13 protein-coding genes, 2 tRNA genes and 2 rRNA genes are annotated in these 18246 nt (G+C 65.0%); 12 read left to right on the top strand and 5 right to left on the bottom strand.

Annotated elements, in window-relative coordinates:
• Positions 1 to 41 precede the first annotated feature (41 nt).
• The 10 genes from PVT71_RS05865 to PVT71_RS05910 all read left to right on the top strand — a co-directional run bounded on the left by PVT71_RS05865 (position 42) and on the right by PVT71_RS05910 (position 12038).
• A 23S ribosomal RNA gene (locus PVT71_RS05865) occupies positions 42 to 2870 on the top strand.
• A 172-nt stretch (positions 2871 to 3042) separates the two neighbouring features.
• Positions 3043 to 3157 (top strand): 5S ribosomal RNA (gene rrf, locus PVT71_RS05870).
• A 47-nt stretch (positions 3158 to 3204) separates the two neighbouring features.
• A tRNA-Met gene (locus PVT71_RS05875) sits at positions 3205 to 3281 on the top strand.
• 882 nt (positions 3282 to 4163) lie between these two features.
• Positions 4164 to 5798: a peptide ABC transporter substrate-binding protein gene (locus PVT71_RS05880; RefSeq protein ID WP_353473567.1), complete on the top strand. Its 1635-nt coding sequence runs from the start codon at positions 4164 to 4166 to the stop codon at positions 5796 to 5798.
• Between the two features lie 67 nt (positions 5799 to 5865).
• Positions 5866 to 6789, top strand: a complete 924-nt coding sequence (locus PVT71_RS05885) for an ABC transporter permease subunit (protein WP_353473568.1) — start codon at positions 5866 to 5868, stop codon at positions 6787 to 6789.
• A 13-nt stretch (positions 6790 to 6802) separates the two neighbouring features.
• Positions 6803 to 7732 carry an ABC transporter permease subunit gene (locus PVT71_RS05890; RefSeq protein ID WP_353473569.1) on the top strand — a complete coding sequence of 310 codons (930 nt, stop codon included), beginning with the start codon at positions 6803 to 6805 and terminating at the stop codon, positions 7730 to 7732.
• Position 7733: 1 nt separating this feature from the next.
• A complete protein-coding gene (locus PVT71_RS05895) occupies positions 7734 to 9539 on the top strand; it encodes an ABC transporter ATP-binding protein (protein ID WP_353473570.1) in 1806 nt (601 codons plus the stop codon).
• 124 nt (positions 9540 to 9663) lie between these two features.
• A complete protein-coding gene (locus PVT71_RS05900) occupies positions 9664 to 10311 on the top strand; it encodes a TetR/AcrR family transcriptional regulator (RefSeq protein WP_353473571.1) in 648 nt (215 codons plus the stop codon).
• A 25-nt stretch (positions 10312 to 10336) separates the two neighbouring features.
• The gene (locus PVT71_RS05905) at positions 10337 to 11317 is read left to right on the top strand and encodes an MDR family oxidoreductase (protein WP_353473572.1); all 981 of its coding nucleotides are present in this window, start codon (positions 10337 to 10339) and stop codon (positions 11315 to 11317) included.
• Positions 11318 to 11336: 19 nt separating this feature from the next.
• Positions 11337 to 12038 carry a dimethylsulfonioproprionate lyase family protein gene (locus PVT71_RS05910; protein WP_353473573.1) on the top strand — a complete coding sequence of 234 codons (702 nt, stop codon included), beginning with the start codon at positions 11337 to 11339 and terminating at the stop codon, positions 12036 to 12038.
• Between the two features lie 58 nt (positions 12039 to 12096).
• On the opposite strand, the gene PVT71_RS05915 is transcribed toward PVT71_RS05910, so the two are convergent.
• The 5 genes from PVT71_RS05915 to PVT71_RS05935 all read right to left on the bottom strand — a co-directional run bounded on the left by PVT71_RS05915 (position 12097) and on the right by PVT71_RS05935 (position 16276).
• Positions 12097 to 12173: transfer RNA gene (locus PVT71_RS05915), tRNA-Pro, on the bottom strand.
• A gap of 26 nt (positions 12174 to 12199) precedes the next feature.
• Positions 12200 to 13183 carry a DMT family transporter gene (locus PVT71_RS05920; RefSeq protein ID WP_353473574.1) on the bottom strand — a complete coding sequence of 328 codons (984 nt, stop codon included), beginning with the start codon at positions 13181 to 13183 and terminating at the stop codon, positions 12200 to 12202.
• Between the two features lie 145 nt (positions 13184 to 13328).
• Positions 13329 to 14435 (bottom strand): 3-isopropylmalate dehydrogenase, encoded by a 1107-nt coding sequence (gene leuB, locus PVT71_RS05925; protein WP_353473575.1) that lies wholly within the window; start codon positions 14433 to 14435, stop codon positions 13329 to 13331.
• A 63-nt stretch (positions 14436 to 14498) separates the two neighbouring features.
• Positions 14499 to 15608 (bottom strand): endonuclease/exonuclease/phosphatase family protein, encoded by a 1110-nt coding sequence (locus PVT71_RS05930; protein ID WP_353473576.1) that lies wholly within the window; start codon positions 15606 to 15608, stop codon positions 14499 to 14501.
• Positions 15491 to 16276: a hypothetical protein gene (locus PVT71_RS05935; RefSeq protein WP_353473577.1), complete on the bottom strand. Its 786-nt coding sequence runs from the start codon at positions 16274 to 16276 to the stop codon at positions 15491 to 15493. Before PVT71_RS05935 ends, PVT71_RS05930 begins: the two co-directional genes overlap by 118 nt.
• A 554-nt stretch (positions 16277 to 16830) precedes the next feature.
• On the opposite strand from PVT71_RS05935, the gene PVT71_RS05940 reads away from it, so the two are divergent.
• Both PVT71_RS05940 and PVT71_RS05945 read left to right on the top strand, forming a co-directional pair.
• Entirely contained in the window at positions 16831 to 17484 is a 654-nt protein-coding gene (locus PVT71_RS05940; RefSeq protein ID WP_353473578.1) for a 3-oxoacid CoA-transferase subunit A, read from the top strand.
• 11 nt (positions 17485 to 17495) lie between these two features.
• Entirely contained in the window at positions 17496 to 18161 is a 666-nt protein-coding gene (locus PVT71_RS05945) for a 3-oxoacid CoA-transferase subunit B (RefSeq protein ID WP_353473843.1), read from the top strand.
• The last annotated feature ends 85 nt before the right edge of the window (positions 18162 to 18246 follow it).

Below are 18246 nucleotides of genomic sequence, written 5' to 3' on the forward strand. Positions count from 1 at the left end.
GTGGTGTTTCGCTAGGCGTCAGCCTTGCTCTTTCTGGATCGGATCAAGCGCGAGAAGGGCGTTTGGTGGATGCCTTGGCAGTAAGAGGCGATGAAGGACGTGATACTCTGCGATAAGTCCTGGGGAGCTGAGAATAAGCTTTGATCCAGGAATTTCCGAATGGGGCAACCCACCTGAAAGTTCGTTATAATTGCTTCGGCACTTTATAACGGGCTTAAACAGGTACTTTTAACCTGAATACATAGGGTTTTAAGAGCAAACCCGGGGAACTGAAACATCTAAGTACCCGGAGGAAAGGACATCAATAGAGACTCCCCTAGTAGCGGCGAGCGAACGGGGACCAGCCGAGTCCTGAGAGTGAATAGAATGGTCTGGAAAGGCCAACCATAGCGGGTGACAGTCCCGTATATGAAGCTCGATGGAACGTATCAAGTAGGGCGGGACACGTGAAATCCTGTTCGAAGATCGGAGGACCACCTCCGAAGGCTAAGTACTCCTTACTGACCGATAGCGAACCAGTACCGTGAGGGAAAGGTGAAAAGCACCCCGACGAGGGGAGTGAAACAGTACCTGAAACCGAACGCCTACAATCAGTCGGAGGGACCTCGAGTCCTGACGGCGTACCTTTTGTATAATGGGTCATCGACTTGGTCTATCTAGCAAGCTTAAGCCGTTAGGTGTAGGCGCAGCGAAAGCGAGTCTTAATAGGGCGTCGAGTTAGATGGATCAGACCCGAAACCGAGTGATCTAGGCATGACCAGGATGAAGGTTGGGTAACACCAACTGGAGGTCCGAACCCACACCTGTTGAAAAAGGTCGGGATGAGTTGTGCCTAGGGGTGAAAGGCCAATCAAACTCGGAGATAGCTGGTTCTCCGCGAAATCTATTTAGGTAGAGCGTCATCCGAATACCCCGGGGGGTAGAGCACTGGATGGGTAATGGGGCCCCACAGGCTTACTGATCCTAACCAAACTCCGAATACCCGGGAGTACTAGATGGCAGACACACTGCGGGTGCTAACGCCCGTAGTGGAGAGGGAAACAACCCTGACCTCCGGCTAAGGCCCCCAATTCATGGCTAAGTGGGAAAGCAGGTGGGACGACCAAAACAACCAGGAGGTTGGCTTAGAAGCAGCCATCCTTTAAAGATAGCGTAACAGCTCACTGGTCTAATCAAGTTGTCCTGCGGCGAAGATGTAACGGGGCTCAAGCCATGAGCCGAAGCCGAGGATGCGCATAGCGCATGGTAGCGGAGCGTAGTGTGACATAGCACCTATCCTCTTCTGCATCCTTCGGGATGCAATGGAGGACAAGGTGCTTTCTGTGAAGCCGGGCTGTAAGGCATCCGGTGGAGAGATCACTAGCGAGAATGATGACATGAGTAGCGACAAAGAGTGTGAGAGACACTCTCGCCGAAAGTCCAAGGGTGCCTGCTTAAAGCTAATCTGAGCAGGGTAAGCCGGCCCCTAAGGCGAGGCCGAAAGGCGTAGTCGATGGGAACCAGGTCAATATTCCTGGGCCATGTGGTGGTGACGGATCGCAGGGGTAGTTCTTCCTTATCGGATTGGAAGGGCTGCTGAGCGGTTCCTGGAAATAGCCCCACTTTTAGACCGTACCCTAAACCGACACAGGTGGACTGGTAGAGAATACCAAGGCGCTTGAGAGAACGATGTTGAAGGAACTCGGCAAAATACCTCCGTAAGTTCGCGAGAAGGAGGCCCAGTTTCAACGCAAGTTTTGGCTGGGGGCACAAACCAGGGGTGGCGACTGTTTACTAAAAACACAGGGCTCTGCGAAGTCGCAAGACGACGTATAGGGTCTGACGCCTGCCCGGTGCCTGAAGGTTAAAAGGAGGGGTGAGAGCTCTGAATTGAAGCCCAGGTAAACGGCGGCCGTAACTATAACGGTCCTAAGGTAGCGAAATTCCTTGTCGGGTAAGTTCCGACCTGCACGAATGGCGTAACGACTTCCCCGCTGTCTCCAACATCGACTCAGCGAAATTGAATTGCCTGTCAAGATGCAGGCTTCCCGCGGTTAGACGGAAAGACCCCGTGCACCTTTACTACAGCTTCACACTGGCATCAGGCCATGCATGTGCAGGATAGGTGGTAGGCTTCGAAGCAGGAACGCCAGTTTCTGTGGAGCCTCCCTTGAGATACCACCCTTGCATTGCTTGATGTCTAACCGCGGACCGTTATCCGGTTCCGGGACCCTGTGTGGCGGGTAGTTTGACTGGGGCGGTCGCCTCCTAAAGCGTAACGGAGGCGCGCGAAGGTTGGCTCAGAGCGGTCGGAAATCGCTCGTTGAGTGCAATGGCAGAAGCCAGCCTGACTGCAAGACTGACAAGTCGAGCAGAGTCGAAAGACGGCCATAGTGATCCGGTGGTCCCAAGTGGGAGGGCCATCGCTCAACGGATAAAAGGTACGCCGGGGATAACAGGCTGATACTGCCCAAGAGTCCATATCGACGGCAGTGTTTGGCACCTCGATGTCGGCTCATCTCATCCTGGGGCTGGAGCAGGTCCCAAGGGTATGGCTGTTCGCCATTTAAAGAGGTACGTGAGCTGGGTTTAGAACGTCGTGAGACAGTTCGGTCCCTATCTGCCGTGGGTGTAGGATACTTGAGAGGAGTTGCCCCTAGTACGAGAGGACCGGGGTGAACGATCCACTGGTGGACCAGTTGTCGTGCCAACGGCAGTGCTGGGTAGCTATGATCGGACAGGATAACCGCTGAAGGCATCTAAGCGGGAAGCCCCCCTCAAAACAAGGTATCCCTGAGGGCCGTGGAAGACCACCACGTCGATAGGCCGGAGGTGTAAGTGCAGCAATGCATTCAGCTGACCGGTACTAATGGCCCGATAGGCTTGATCCGATCCAGGAACAGCAAGGCTGTTCCGATCAGACAAAAGCATACAACCCCTACACATACTTGACTTGGAAATGCTGCATCCAGCACGTGAGACGTGTCGGCCCGCAACCTGCTTCGCAGGTCGCTTCCGCCGACCAGACCCACTTGCTGCCTGCAGCAAGTGGGTCTTTCTCGGTTTGGTGGTCATAGCGCAAGCAAAACACCCGGCTCCATTCCGAACCCGGCCGTTAAGTGCTGCCGCGCCAATGGTACTGCGTCTCAAGACGTGGGAGAGTAGGTCACCGCCAAACCTAGCAAGGCCCACAAAAACCGTATCTCTCAAAACGATCTCCCCTGTCGCGGGATGGAGCAGCCCGGTAGCTCGTCAGGCTCATAACCTGAAGGTCGCAGGTTCAAATCCTGCTCCCGCAACCAACCCCCCACCAGCCGCCCCTAGGGCGGCTTTCGTGCCTTTTGACTTTCCCCATCATGCGGCACCGACTGTTTCGAGACGTTGGGTCCTTGCGGCGCGCGATCTCCGCACTGGAGGTCGGTCGTCGAAGATGAATTGAGGAGCTGCGGGACCCGTGTGAGCCATTGCCGCGGTTCGAACGCAGGTGCAAATCACCGGCCAATTGCTGCACTTCGGCGCAACAGACGGCGGAAGCCGTCCTGGTCATCGCCATCAAAAGGGTCATATGTCTGGCTCTTGATGAGCCTGCTATTTGTCATTCTTAAATCGGAGACGAATTTTTCGCGGCTCTCAATAGTCAGGGAGTGCGATGCTTCTTGTCGAAAATAGTCTTACGTATCAAGTCTGATTGCGGCATTTATATTCCATCATGGTGCGGAAAATTGCATTAATGGATGCCGTCACAATTTCTTGAAACACTTCCAGTGCGGAATTGCAGAGAGCGCCTCTATTCCTAAACCCTCCTTCCCATAGGCCTCCCAGCGCCACCAAGACCCGCCTCCATGCCGCCTCGCCCCGTCCGCAAATGCGCCCGGTTTCCTCAAGGAATGGACATTTTGTCCCGACTTCCGCCCACCGAATCACCCCCGGCGGACATGACACCACGGTGATCCCGCCGATTCATGCGGTCACGATATTGCGCAATCCCGGCATTGCCCTTGCCAAGTCCATCTCTTTCAAGGCTTTTGGTGAAACCAATCCTTCAAGACGCTACGTCACCACGCATTACTGCATTGCGGGTATGCGCGTGGCGAGTATTTTGCCGCAATTCCCAGCCCCGGCTCCCGGGGCCGATCCGTCCGATGGGATCCGGACCGCAGATGTCACCACTACAGGGAGAGGACATGACCCGCTTTTCGCGACTGACGATGACAGCCCTTCTGTCGAGCACCATGCTCGTCGCAGGCATCACCGCCGCCACCGCCGCCACCCATCCGGAGACCGGCGAGGAACTGGCCGCTGACCAGACCTTCACCTACCGCCTGCTGGACGACATCAGCTCGCTCGATCCGCAGATCGTCGAGGACGTCGAGGGCTCGGCCGTTGCGCGCGACCTCTTCGAAGGCCTGATGAACCAGGACGAGCAGGGCAACCTCGAGCCCGGCGTCGCCACCGGCTACACCGTCAGCGACGACAAGCTCGTCTACACCTTCACCCTGCGCGACGAGGCCAAGTGGTCGAACGGCGATCCGGTCACCGCGGGCGATTTCGTCTTCGCCTGGCGCCGGGCCGTCGATCCCGCGACCGCCTCGCCCTACCAGTGGTTCATGGAGCTGATGTCGATCAACAACGCGAAAGCGATCGTTGCCGGCGAGATGGGCCCCGAGGAGCTGGGCGTGAAGGCGGTGGACGACCACACGCTGGAAGTCACCCTCAGCAAGCCGCTGCCCTACTTCGTGCAGATGACCACGCACTCGACGACCTACCCGGCGCCGCAGAAGGTGATCGAGCAGTTCGGCGCCGAGTGGACCAAGCCCGAGAACATCGTCTCGAACGGCGCCTACGTGCTGACCGAGTACCGCCCGGGCGAGCGCATCGTGCGCGAGCGCAACCCCCAGTACTGGGACAACGAGCACACCATCCTCGACAAGACCGTCGCGCTGGTGATCAACGACGAGAACGTGGCGCTGACCCGCTACCTCGCCGGCGAGCTCGACCGCACCGAGGTGCCCGCAGGCCAGTTCCCGCGCCTGCAGAAGGAGCACCCGGAAGAGGCGATCAGCTTCCCGCGCCTGTGCAACTACTACTACACCTTCAACCTCAGCGACTCGGGCCCCGAGGCGTTCAAGGATCCGAAGGTGCGCCAGGCACTCTCGCTGGCCGTCGACCGAGACATCATCGCCAACAACATCAAGGGTGGCGGCGAGCCGCCCGCCTACAGCTTCACGCCCGAGGCGGTTGCCGGCTTCGCCCCGCCGAAGAGCGAGATGGCGTCGATGACCCAGGCCGAGCGTGACGCCAAGGCCAAGGAACTTCTGGCCGAGGCCGGCTACGGCCCCGAGAACCCGCTCAGCTTCGAAGTCATGTACAACACCGACGAGGCGCACGAGAAGATCGCCGTGGTGATGACCCAGATGTGGAAGCAGAAGCTCGGCGTGCAGGCGAAGCTGGCCAACATGGAGTGGAAGGTCTTCCTCGACACCCGCGGTCGCCAGGCCTTCGACATGGCGCGTGGCGCATGGTGCGGGGACTACAACGAGGCCTCGACCTTCCTCGACCTGATCCAGAGCGACTCGGGCTACAACGACGGCAAGTACTCGAACCCCGAGTATGACGCGCTGCTGGCCGACGCGAAGACCGCCGAGGACACCACCCCGCTCTACACCGCGGCCGAAGAGATCATCGCCACCGATGTGCCGGTGATCCCCGTCTACCACTACGCCGGCGTCTACATGATGGACAGCGACGTGGGGAACTGGCCAGTCGAGAACGTCGAGCAGAACTGGTATTCGAAGAATCTCTACAAGATCGCCGAATAACCATCTCTAACCCGCCGCCCCTGCGCCGCGTGCGCCGGGGGCGGCGCCCTTTTCCGGATCCTCCAGAATGCTGACCTATGTCATTCGCCGCCTGCTGGTCGCGATCCCGACGATCCTTTTGCTGGTCGTCGCGTCCTTCCTGATGATGCATGTCGCGCCGGGCGGGCCCTTCACCTCGGAACGGCCGCTGCCGCCCGAAGTGCTGGCCAACATCAACGCGCAATACGGGCTCGACCAGCCGCTGTGGAAACAGCTCTGGGACTATTTCTACAACATCGTCATCCATTTCGATTTCGGACCCTCCTTCGTGCAGAAGGACCGCAGCGTGAACGACATCATCGCGCAGGGCTTCCCGATCTCGCTGACCTACGGCTCGCTGTCCTTCCTCGTCGCCACCGCCGTCGGTGTCGGCCTCGGCATTGCCGCCGCGATCCGCCACAACACCTGGATCGACTACCTTGCCGTGTCGCTGGGCATTGCCGCGCAGGCGCTGCCGAACTTCATCATGGGCCCGATCCTCATCCTGACCTTCACGCTCTGGCTCGGCATCCTGCCCGGCGGCGGCTGGAACGGCGGGCAGTGGCCCTATCTCGTGATGCCGGTCATCGCGCTCTCCACCTCCTACATGGGCTCGATCGCGCGGATCACGCGCTCGTCCATGCTGGAAGTGCTGAACTCGAACTTCATCCGCACCGCGCGGGCCAAGGGCCTGAGCAACAGCGCCATCGTCTTGCGCCACGCGATGAAGCCGACGCTGCTGCCGGTGATCTCGTATCTCGGCCCGGTCTTCGTCTACGTGCTCACGGGCTCGGTCTTCGTCGACCTCTACTTCTCGACCGGCGGTCTCGGGCAGTCCTACGTGAGCTCGGCGCTCACCCGCGACTATGCCGTGCTGCTCGGCGTGACCATCCTCTACGGCGCGCTGACCGTCGTGGTGAACCTGCTGACCGACCTCGCCTACGCGTGGTTCGATCCGAAAATCCGTTACTGAGGAGGCTGACCCCGTGTTCGGAAAATCCGAAAAGGCGGCGGAACTGGCCGCCGACATCACCGATTTCAAGGTCGTCCGCGGCCGCTCGCTGCTGCGCGACGCCATGGGGCGCTTCGTGCGCAACAAGGCCGCCATGGCCAGCGTCGTCGTGCTGGCGCTGATCGTCGCCTTCGTCGTGTTCGGGCCGCTCTTCGCGGTCTGGGACAACGAGGAAATCGACTGGGCCCGCATGGGCGACATCCTCGTGCAGGGCGCGCCCTCGATCGAGACCGGCCACTTCTTCGGCCTCGACGAGCTGGGCCGTGACCTCTACGCGCGCACCATCCAGGCGACGCAGACCTCGCTGCTGGTGGGCCTGATCGGCGCCGCCATGGCGCTGCTCGTCGGCACCGCCTGGGGCGTGATCGCGGGCTTCTACGGCGGCCGGCTCGACAGCATCATGATGCGCGTCGTCGACATCCTGCTGGCGATCCCGCTGACGCTGATCCTGATCCTCATCCTCGTGGTGGCCGGGCGGAACTTCGTCACGCTGTTCATCGCGCTCGGCGCGGTGTCGTGGCTGACCATGGCGCGGATCGTGCGCGGCCAGACGCTGGCGCTGAAGACTCGCGAGTTCATCGAGGCGGCGCGCGCCGGCGGCGTGAGCGAGGGGGCGATCATCTTCCGCCACATCCTGCCGAACCTCATCGGCGTGGTCATCGTCTACGCGTCGCTGCTGGTGCCCGAGATGATCCTGGCGGAGAGTTTCATCTCCTTCCTCGGCCTCGGCATCTCGGAGCCGATGACCTCGCTCGGGCGGCTGATCGCCGAGGGCGCGGGCACCATGGGCTACGGCACGCTCTGGCAGCTGCTCTTCCCGCTGTTCTTCTACGTCACCATCATCATCACGATGTTCTTCATCGGCGATGGCCTGCGTGACGCCCTCGACCCGAAGGATCGCTGACATGACCATTCTTTCCGTGAAGGACCTCAAGGTCGGTTTCGAGACCCAGGACGGCCGCGTTCAGGCGGTGAAGGGCGTCTCCTTCGACATCCGCGAGGGCGAGTGCCTCGGCATCGTCGGCGAGTCGGGCTCGGGGAAGTCGCAGAGCTTCATGGCCGCCATGGGCCTCTTGCCGAAGAACGGCGTGGCGACGGGCTCGGTGGCGCTGCAGGGCTCCGAGATCCTCAACCTGCCGGTCAGCAAGCTGAACCGCATCCGCGGCGACAAGGTCGGGATGATCTTCCAGGATCCGCTGACCGCGCTGACGCCGCACCTCAAGGTGGGCGAGCAGATGGCCGAGGTGCTGAAGGTGCACCGCGGCATGTCGGGCCGCGAGGCCGAGAAGCACTGCCTCGACTGGCTCGAGCGCGTGCGCATCCCCGAGGCGAAGCGCCGCCTGAAGCAGTACCCGCACGAGCTTTCGGGCGGCATGCGCCAGCGCGTGATGATCGCCCAGGCGATGCTCTGCGAGCCGCGGCTGCTGATCGCCGACGAGCCGACCACCGCGCTCGACGTGACCGTGCAGGCCGAGGTTCTCGACCTCATGGACCAGCTCAAGCGCGAGCTCGGCACCGCCATCGCCCTCATCACCCATGACATGGGCGTGGTGGCGCGCATGTGCGACCGCATCAAGGTCATGCGCCTCGGCGAGTTCGTCGAGGAAGGCGAGGTGACCGAAATCTTCTCGCAGCCCCGCCATGACTACACCCGCCGCCTGCTCGACGCGATGCCGCGCATCGACAAGGGCGAGGCCGGTGGCCGCGTCGAGGGCAAGGAGATCCTGCGCGTCGACGACATGAAGGTGCACTTCCCGATCAAGATCGAGGGCGGCATCTTCGGCAAGACCGTGCCGCTGAAGGCGGTCAACGGCGTCAGCTTCGGCCTGCGCGCCGGCGAGACGCTGGGCATCGTCGGCGAGTCCGGCTGCGGCAAGTCCACGCTGGCCCGCGCCGTGCTGCGGCTGGTCGATCCCACCGGCGGCAATGTCAGCTGGCTGGGCAAGCCGCTGCACGCGATGGACAAGCAGGCGCTGAAGAAGGAACGCAAGGACCTTCAGATCGTCTTCCAGGACCCGCTCGCCAGCCTCGACCCGCGGATGACCATCGCCGACTCGATCGCCGAGCCGCTGAAGACCTACCGCCCCGAGCTGACCAAGTCCGAGCGGCGCGAGGAAGTGCTGCGGATGATGACCCGCGTGGGTCTCGAGCCGGAGAAGTACAACCGCTACCCGCACGAGCTCTCGGGCGGCCAGAACCAGCGCGTGGGCATCGCCCGGGCGATGATCAACCGGCCCAAGCTGATCATCTGCGACGAGGCGGTCTCGGCGCTCGACGTGTCGATCCAGGCGCAGATCGTGAAGCTGCTGAAAGAGCTGCAGGCCGAGTTCGGCATGTCGATGCTCTTCATCTCGCACGACCTGTCGGTGGTGCGCGAGATCTCGAACCGGATCATGGTGCTCTACCTCGGACGGGTGGTCGAGATGGGCGATGCCGAGACGATCTGTTCGAAGCCCGCGCATCCCTACACCCAGTCGCTGATCTCGGCCGTGCCGATCCCCGACCCGGTGGCCGAGCGCGCGCGTACCCGCATCCGCCTGCCCGGCGAGCTGCCCTCGCCGCTCGATGCCAAGGCGGCGCTGCGCTTCCTGCCCTCGCGGCTGGCGGTGGGCGACGTGGACTACGTGCCGCAGCTCGACCAGATCGCGCCGGGTCACTACGTGGCCGAGCATGACGACATCGCCCGCATCATGAAGGCGGGCGCGGCCTGACCGGGCCCGGTTGCGAAGAGAGATGACAGGGGCGGGCCTTCGGGTCCGCCCCTTTTCGTTGCGCGGCTCCCTCGTTCCGACAACTGCCGTAGATTTATTGGACGGATCGGTCTATTAATGATTCATGACCATGCCCGACTCGCCCTCCGTCGTCCCCGAGAAGCCCCGCCGCGGCCGTCCGCGCGGCACGCCGGACGCGTCCGAGGCGCGGCAGAAGCTGATCCGCGCCGGGCTCGTCCACCTGACCGAGCGCGGCTATTCCTCGGTGGGCGTCGACGAGATCCTCAAGGCGGCGGGCGTGCCCAAGGGCAGCTTCTACCACCACTTCCGGGGCAAGGCCGATTTCGGCCTCGCCCTCGTCGCCGCCTACAACGCCTATTTCACCGAGCTTCTCGACCGCGCCTTCCTGAACGAGGGGCGCGCGCCGCTCGACCGGCTCCGCGTCTTCACCGAGAAGGCCGAGGAGGGCATGGCCCGGCACGGTTTCCGGCGCGGCTGCCTCGTCGGCAATCTCGGGCAGGAGATGGGCGCGCTGCCGGACGAATTCCGCGCCGCGCTGACCTGCGTGCTCGAGGACTGGCAGGCCCGCACCGCGCGGCTCCTGCGCGAGGCGCAGGCGCAGGGCACGCTGAGCCCCGATCATGACCCCGAGGCCTTGGCAGAGGTCTTCTGGATCGGCTGGGAGGGCGCCGTGCTGCGCGCCAAGCTCGAGCTTCGTCCCGAGCCCCTGCGCCGCTTCGCCACCACCTTCTTCCGTCTCATCGAGACCTGACCAGACAAGCTGAAAGGACGACACAATGAAGGCCATCCTGATCGAGAAACCCGGCGAGACGCAGACCGTCTCGGTGACCGAGGTCTCCGAGGACCAGCTGCCAGAGGGCGACGTGCTGGTCGAGGTCGCCTACTCGACGCTGAACTACAAGGATGCGCTGGCGATCACCGGCGCCGCGCCGGTGGTGCGCGCCTTCCCGATGGTGCCGGGCATCGACTTCTCGGGCACCGTGGCGGAAAGCGCGCACCCGGACTTCAAGCCGGGCGACCGGGTCGTGCTGAACGGCTGGGGCGTCGGCGAGGTGCACTGGGGCGGGCTGGCCGAGCGCGCCCGGGTGAAGGGCGACTGGCTGGTGCCGCTGCCCGCGGCGATCGACCTGCGGCAGGCGGCGGCGATCGGCACGGCGGGCTACACGGCGATGCTCTGCGTTCTGGCGCTGGAGCGGCACGGGGTGACCCCCGACAAGGGCGAGATCGTGGTCAGCGGCGCGGCGGGGGGCGTCGGCAGCGTCGCGACGGCGCTGCTGGCGGCAAAGGGCTACGAGGTGGCGGCGGTGACCGGCCGTGCCGCCGAGGCGGACTACCTGCGCGGCCTCGGCGCGGCCTCGGTGATCGACCGGGCCGAGCTGACCGGCAAGCTGCGCCCGCTGGCGAAGGAACGCTGGGCCGGCGGCATCGACGTCGCGGGCAGCACGGTGCTCGCCAACATGATCTCGATGATGAAATACCGCGGCGTCGTCGCGGCCTGCGGTCTGGCGGCGGGCATGGACCTGCCGGCCTCGGTCGCGCCCTTCATCCTGCGCGGCGTGACGCTGGCGGGGGTCGACAGCGTGATGTGCCCGAAACCCGACCGGCTCGAGGCCTGGTCCCGGCTCGCGACCGATCTCGACCTCGGCAAGCTCGAGGAGATGATCCACGAGCTGGCCTTCGACGAGGTCATCGGGGCCGCGCCGAAGTTCCTCGAGGGTGCGGTGCGCGGGCGCATCGTCGTCCGGGTCGGCGCGTGACGAGGCTGGAGACGCAGAGATGAACGAACGTGCCGACACACCGAACCTGGCGCTGCGCCTGCAGGATTGCCCGAACTGGCTCTACCTGCTGCGCGAGTTCGATGCGCTCTACCGCCACGGCTCGGCCGGCGGCAGCAAGCTCATCCGCGCGCACCGCAAGCGGGTGCGCGAGTCGCTGGCCGCGATCATCGACGCCGATCCCGAGGTCGTTGCGCGCCCGCCCGAGGCGAAGCCGGTCACCGCGCACCTGCCCCGCGCGCTCGACCTCGGCGAGCGCGGCGCGGTGAGCGGCATGGCACGGGCGCTGTCGCGCGTCGCGGAGCAGCTCACCTGGGAATACGGCTACGAGAAGGTGCCGAAGGCGCTGGCCCGCAAGTACGCCTATTGCGAGGTGCTCGGCCCGCGCGGCCCGGTTCAGGCCGAGAAGCTGGTGCTGGGCTTCGTGCTCTTCGCGCCGGGGACCACCTATCCGCAGCACAGCCACCACGAGATCGAGGAGAGCTACATCTCGGTCGCCGGGGACTGGTCCGAGAATGACGCCGCGGTTCATGCGCCGGGCTCGCTGATCTTCAACCGCCCCGGCCTCGAACACCGGATCACCACGGCCGAGCTCGACCCCTGCCTGCTGGCCTATGCCTGGACCGGGTCCGAGGAGCGGCTCACCACGCCCGGCATGAAGCTGACCTCGCCGCGCAAGGCACGGATGGCACAGGGAATCTGAGCGCGTTCGCGAGGCTCCGGAAAGACGAAAGGCGCCCCGAGGGGCGCCTTTGCGTAATTGGTCGGAGTGAGAGGATTCGAACCTCCGGCCCCTGCCTCCCGAAGACAGTGCTCTACCAGGCTGAGCTACACTCCGACCGTGCCGCGGGGAGTAGCCCAGCCTCAGACCTTTGGCAAGGGCCTATTCGCCCCTTTTTCTCGCCTTTTCATCGTGCGCAGAAGCGAGCCGACGCGCAGGGTGGTTCCGAACTCGATACGGGTGCGCGTGCGCAGCACCGGGGTGTTCTCGGAGGACTTCGCACGCCCCTCGCGCAGCACGATGTAGACGCCGCTGCCGATGATCAGCGATGCGCCGAGCAGGGTGATCGAATCGGGGAACTCGTCGAAGAAGATCGCGCCGTAGAGCGTGGCCCAGAGCAGCTGCGAATATTGCATGGGGGCGACGATCACCGCCTCGCCGGCGCGGTAGGCGGTGATCAGCAGCGCCCCCCCGGCCATGGCGAGAATCGCCATCAGTCCGACGGCGCCGAGATGCTCGATCGGCATCGGGTGATAGACGAAGGGCAGGGCGCAGCCCATGATGATGAAGTTGGCCATCATCGGGTAGAGCAGCAGCACCACCGAGCGCTCCTCGTGGCCGATCTTGCGCACCACGATGGACGAGAGGCTCCCGAAGACCGCCGCAACCAGCGCTGCCGCGTGTCCGAGGGTCAGTTCCGTCGCGCCGGGGCGCAGCACAACGAGCACGCCGGCAAGGCCGACCAGCACCGCCAGCCAGCGGCGCAGGCGCACCTGCTCGCCGAGGATGGGAATCGCCAGAACGGTGATCAGCAACGGCTGCGCGAAGATGATCGCGTAGGTCTCGGCCAGCGGCAGCACCGAGAAGGCGTAGAAGGCGCAGAGCCCGGTGATCACCGCCGAGAGCGTCCGCGTCGCGGTCCACCACGGATGGATCGGGCGCAGGTGGCCCGCCGTGGTGTCGCGGATCAGCATGAGGCTGACCAGCGGGAAGCTCAGCAGTACCGAGAAGAACACGATCTGCACGGGGCTGTAGTCGGCCCCGAGGAACTTCACGATCACGTCGTGAGTCGAGTAGATGCCAAAGGTGATCAGCGCGATGAGCGCGCCTTTTGCGTTTGATCCCATGGGTGCTGATCCGTCTGTTCCGCCTCGGGACTAGGGTTAGCGCCAATCGGGGGGAATTCAACGCAGGACCGCGCGGAACGTGAAAACGGGGCGGCCGATGACCGCCCCGTTCCAACCTGGACCGGCGATGCTTCGCCGTTCCGCCTCAGAGGCTCGCGTCGAGGGCGGCGAGGATCGCGGTGCCCATTTCCGAGGTCGAGACCGGCTGCTTGCCTTCCTCGCCCAGCAGGTCCGCGGTGCGGTAGCCCTCGGCCAGCACTTTCTCGATCGCCTGCTCGAGGCGGGCCGCCTCGTCGCCCTTGTCGAAGCTGTAGCGCAGCGCCATGGCGAAGCTGAGGATGCAGGCGATGGGGTTCGCCTTGCCCTGGCCCGCAATGTCGGGCGCCGAGCCGTGCACCGGCTCGTAGAGCGCCTTGGGACGGCCGTTGGCCATCGGCGCACCCAGCGAGGCCGAGGGCAGCATGCCGAGCGAGCCGGTCAGCATCGCCGCGAGGTCGGACAGCAGGTCGCCGAAGAGGTTGTCGGTGACGATCACGTCGAACTGCTTGGGCCAGCGGGTCAGCTGCATGGCGCCGGCGTCGGCGTACATGTGCGAGAGTTCCACGTCCGGGTACTCGGCATCGTGGATCTCCTGCACGACGTCGCGCCACAGGATGCCCGATTCCATCACGTTGGCCTTCTCCATCGAGCAGACCTTGTTGTTCCGCTTGCGCGCCATCTCGAAGGCCGAGCGGGCCACGCGGGCGATCTCGCTCTCGGTGTAGCGCTGGGTGTTGATGCCGACGCGCTCGTTGCCTTCCTTGATGATGCCGCGGGGCTCGCCGAAGTAGACGCCCGAGGTCAGCTCGCGGATGATCATGATGTCGAGACCGGCGACCACGTCCTTCTTCAGCGACGAGAAGTCGGCCAGCGCGTCGAAGCACTGGGCCGGGCGCAGGTTGGCGTAGAGGTCCATCTCCTTGCGCAGGCGCAGCAGGCCGCGCTCGGGCTTCACCGAGAAGTCGAGCTTGTCGTATTTCGGGCCGCCCACGGCGCCGAGCAGAACGGCGTCCACTTCCTGCGCCTTGGCCATGGTCTCGTCGGTCAGCGGCGTGCCATGCGCGTCATAGGCGCAGCCGCCCACGAGGTCTTCGCTGACATCGAACTTGAGGCCGCGCTTGTCGCCGAACCAGTCGATGACGCGGCGGACCTCTGCCATCACCTCGGGGCCGATGCCGTCGCCGGGCAGGATGAGAAGCGAAGGGTTGCTCATGGAAAGTCTCTCCTCGGAATGTTGCGCAATCGCGTAGCGGAGAGGGGCGGAATGGTCAAGAAATCAGGGGCGTTTCGCAATTTCAGGCACGCTGACTGTGACCGTGACCAGCCGGTGCGCCTGGCCCGTCAGCGGAGCGCCGACCCGCGCCCGCGCGATCCCGAGCGTTGCCGAGGGCAGGATGTAGCTGACCCGCAGCGGCCCGGTGGCGGGCCAGTCGGCGGTGGGCAGGCCCGGCAGGGGGTCCTGCAGGCGCGGATCAGCGAGCAGGCCCGCCATCTCGGAGCGCAGGCCCTCGCCCTTGTCCGGGTCGAGATTGGCGTTTCCGATCAAGACGTAAGGCTCCTCGGGCGGCGGGCCGAGCGCGCCGTCGAGGATGCGGCGCCAGAGCGCGATCTCGTCGGCGTTGCGCCGGCCGTTGCGATCCTCGGGCCCGTCGAAGACCGGCGGCGTGGCAGCGAGGCAGAGCAGCGTCAACAGGCCCGCGCCGCCCCCCATGCGTACTGCCCAGTGGCCGGTCGAGGACAGGCGTTGCAGATCCGCCGCAGGGTCGGCCGCGGTCATCCGGCTGCCGGGCAGGTCGCGCCAGAGCAGGTCCGAGACATCGCGGACCAGCGTCAGCGGCTCGCGCGAGAGCAGCGCCATGCCGTGCTGGCCCGAAAACTCGCCGAAGCCCTGCGCGTCGCGCGGGCCACCCAGCTGCCCGTCACCGTCGAGATCCGCGCCGCTGGCGAGCCCGGAATTCGGCCGCAGCGCGAGGCGGTGGGGATAGGCCGCGCCGCGCTCCTCGAGCCGGGCCGCCAGTTCGGCCAGCGCTGCGAGGCCTAGGTCGAAATCCATGTCGGTGAGCAGCAGCAGGTCGGCATCGGCGGTGACGATCTCGTCCAGCACCGCGGGCAGGGGATCGCGCAGCTCGGCAAGGTCGCGCAGCAGCAGGCCGGGGCCCTTGCGGCTGAGATCGGCATGCCAGGTGGCGAGGGTGATCTCGGCCGCGCGCGCGGGCAGGGCGCAGGCGAGGAGCGCGGCGAGCAGAAGCGCCGGCAGCCGCAGCCGGGTCAGATGGTCTGCGCCTCCGCCTGTGCATAGGCGCGGCGGCGCTTTTCCTCGATCAGCGCGGCGATGCGCATCAGCGCGACGCCCCGCATCACCAGGCTTGCCGGAAGGAAGGCCCATGCGCTCATCGTCCAGATCAATGTCTGCGGCTCGGTCAGCGACAGCAGGTCGATGGTCTGCGACGCCAGTTTCATCACCGCCGGGATCAGGAATGGCAGAAGGAAGCCTAAGGCGACGTTAACATTGCCGTCGCGGTTGAGCCGGTAGAGCACGTCCTTGCCGATCGTCGGATCGAAGAGCGGCAGGTTGACCCAGAAATTGAAGGCGCCATGGCGAATCGGCCAGTTCAGCAGCCGGACGGTCAGCACGAAGCCCAGCATGCTCGCCGCCGACAGCAGGTAGGCGATGCCGGCGTGGGTGCGGATGCGCGCGACATCCGCCGCGCTCATGTCGTCGGTGGCCAGCAGCACCATCAGCCGCACCGGCGAGAAGGGGAAGTCCAGCCAGTCGCCGACCGTCGTGGCGATGCGCTCGAGCCCCTGCGAGAGCGGCGTGGGCGCGATCTCGCCCCGGCAGAGCAGGGTCAGCACGAGCACCGTGACGAAAAGCGCGACGAAACGCAGCCGGTTGAAGGGCGGGGCGTCGCGGAACTCGAGAATCGAGGGGTAGTCGCCGACGTATTCGACGAAGGTCAGCAGCGCCGCCACCAGCGCGAGAAGGCCGGTGATCTGCGCCATGTCCGCGCCGCCGGGCAGCAGCACCGCGGGCATCGCAATGAGCAGGGCCATTGCAACGGCGCGGACTCCGGCTTTGAGAAAGCGCGTAATCACCAGTTCTGCCCTTTTTCCGGTCGTGCCGGGCCGGACGCTGTGCCGCGCCCCTCGTGCCCGCCGGGTGCGTTCCTGCCCCCTGGTTTTTCACTGACCCCGCCGCGCCGGCGGATTGCCTCATTATTGCCCAAATTTTGCCTACTTCTGACCTGCGCGGCAAGCGTGACCAAAGGGGACCGGCGAAATCCGGCGGTTTCATGGTGGAAAAGGTGCGAAATTGCATCAACTCCAACTGGCATCCGGCGGACCGGCAGCCCTGGCCCGGGACCCCGCGGACGGTCGGGAGCGGCCGGATCCGCGACGGCTTTCTCAAGGAAATCATTAAGCAACAGGTCGTCCCGGCGGGCATGGCGGGCCGGTCCTTGCGGGCAGCGCGTACGTCTTAAGCGCGAGTTTTCTTTCCTGTTATCATCTTGTGAGGGATATCCAAGACATTTGACCTGACGCAACGTCGAACGCAGAGTTTCCGTGTTCTGACTGGCGCCGTAGCGACATGTTCTTGGAGGGCGATGATGTACCAGGCACTTACGGTGGACGAGGCGGTGGCGCTGATCCCGGACGGGGCGCGGATCATGCTCTCGGGCTTCATGGGGGTCGGCACGCCGGACCGGATGGTCCGCGCGCTTGCCGCCTCGGGCAGGAAGGAGCTCACGGTCATCGTCAACGACGCCGCCCGGCCGGACCGCGGCGTCGGCCCGCTGGTCGCCGCGCGCTGCCTGCGCAAGTTCATCGGCAGCCACATCGGGCTCAACCCGGATGTGCAGGAGCAGATGCGCGAGGGCACGCTCGAGGTCGAGCTGGTGCCGCAGGGCACGCTGGTCGAGCGCATCCGCGCCGCCGGGGTGGGGCTCGGCGGAGTGCTGACGCCGACGGGGCTGGGCACCAAGGTGGCCGAGGGTAAGCAGGTGATCGAGGTCGAGGGCAGGCCCTACCTGCTCGAGCCGCCGCTGCGCGCGGATTTCGCGCTGATCGCGGCGCGCAGCTGCGATTACGTGGGGAACCTGACCTACATGCTGACCGCGACGAACTTCAACCCGATCATGGCGCTGGCCGGCGATGTGGTGATCGCCGAGCCCGAGGAGATCGTGCCGGTGGGGATGATCCCGCCCGACGCGGTGAAGACCCCCGGCGCGCTGGTCGATCACGTGATTCGGAGGGTGGCATGACCGAGGCCGTGATGGATCCCAAGGAACTCATCGCCCGTCGCTGCGCCGCCGAGGTGCGTCCGCACACGCTGGTCAACCTCGGCATCGGCATCCCGACGCTGGTCTCGGACCATCTCGACGAGGGCATGGGCGTGTTCTTCCAGGCCGAGAATGGCGTGGTCGGCATGGGGCGGCGCCCGCCCGAGGGCATGTCGGACCGGCACCTGACCGACGCGGGCGGCAGCTTCGTCTCGGCGGTGCCGGGCGCCTCGACCATCGACAGTGCCTTCTCCTTCGGGCTGATCCGCGGCGGGCACCTCGACCTGACGGTGCTGGGCGGGCTGCAGGTGGACGAGCGCGGCCATCTCGCCAACTGGATGATCCCCGGGGTCTACGTGCCCGGCATGGGCGGGGCGATGGATCTCGTCACCGGGGCGAAGCGGGTGATCGTGGCGATGATCCACTGCGCCAAGGGCGGGGCGCCGAAGATCGTGCCGGAATGCACCCTGCCGCTCACCGCCGAGCGGCGCGTCGATCTGATCGTCACCGAGCTTGCGGTGATCCGCCCCGAGGCGGACGGGCTGCACCTGATCGAGACCGCGCCGGGGATCACCGTCGAGGCTGTGCGCGCGGCGACCAGCGCGCGGCTCATCGTGACGGGCGAGGTGCCGGAGATGGATCTTTCGCGCTCGTGCTGAGGGAGGAGGGGGCTCTGCCCCCGCCGCAGGACTTGCGGCAAAGCGGGAAGGAGGGGGCTCTGCCCCCGCCGCAGGACTTGCGGCA

The sequence above is a fragment of the Salipiger sp. H15 genome (assembly GCF_040409955.1).
Taxonomy (GTDB): Bacteria; Pseudomonadota; Alphaproteobacteria; order Rhodobacterales; family Rhodobacteraceae; genus Salipiger.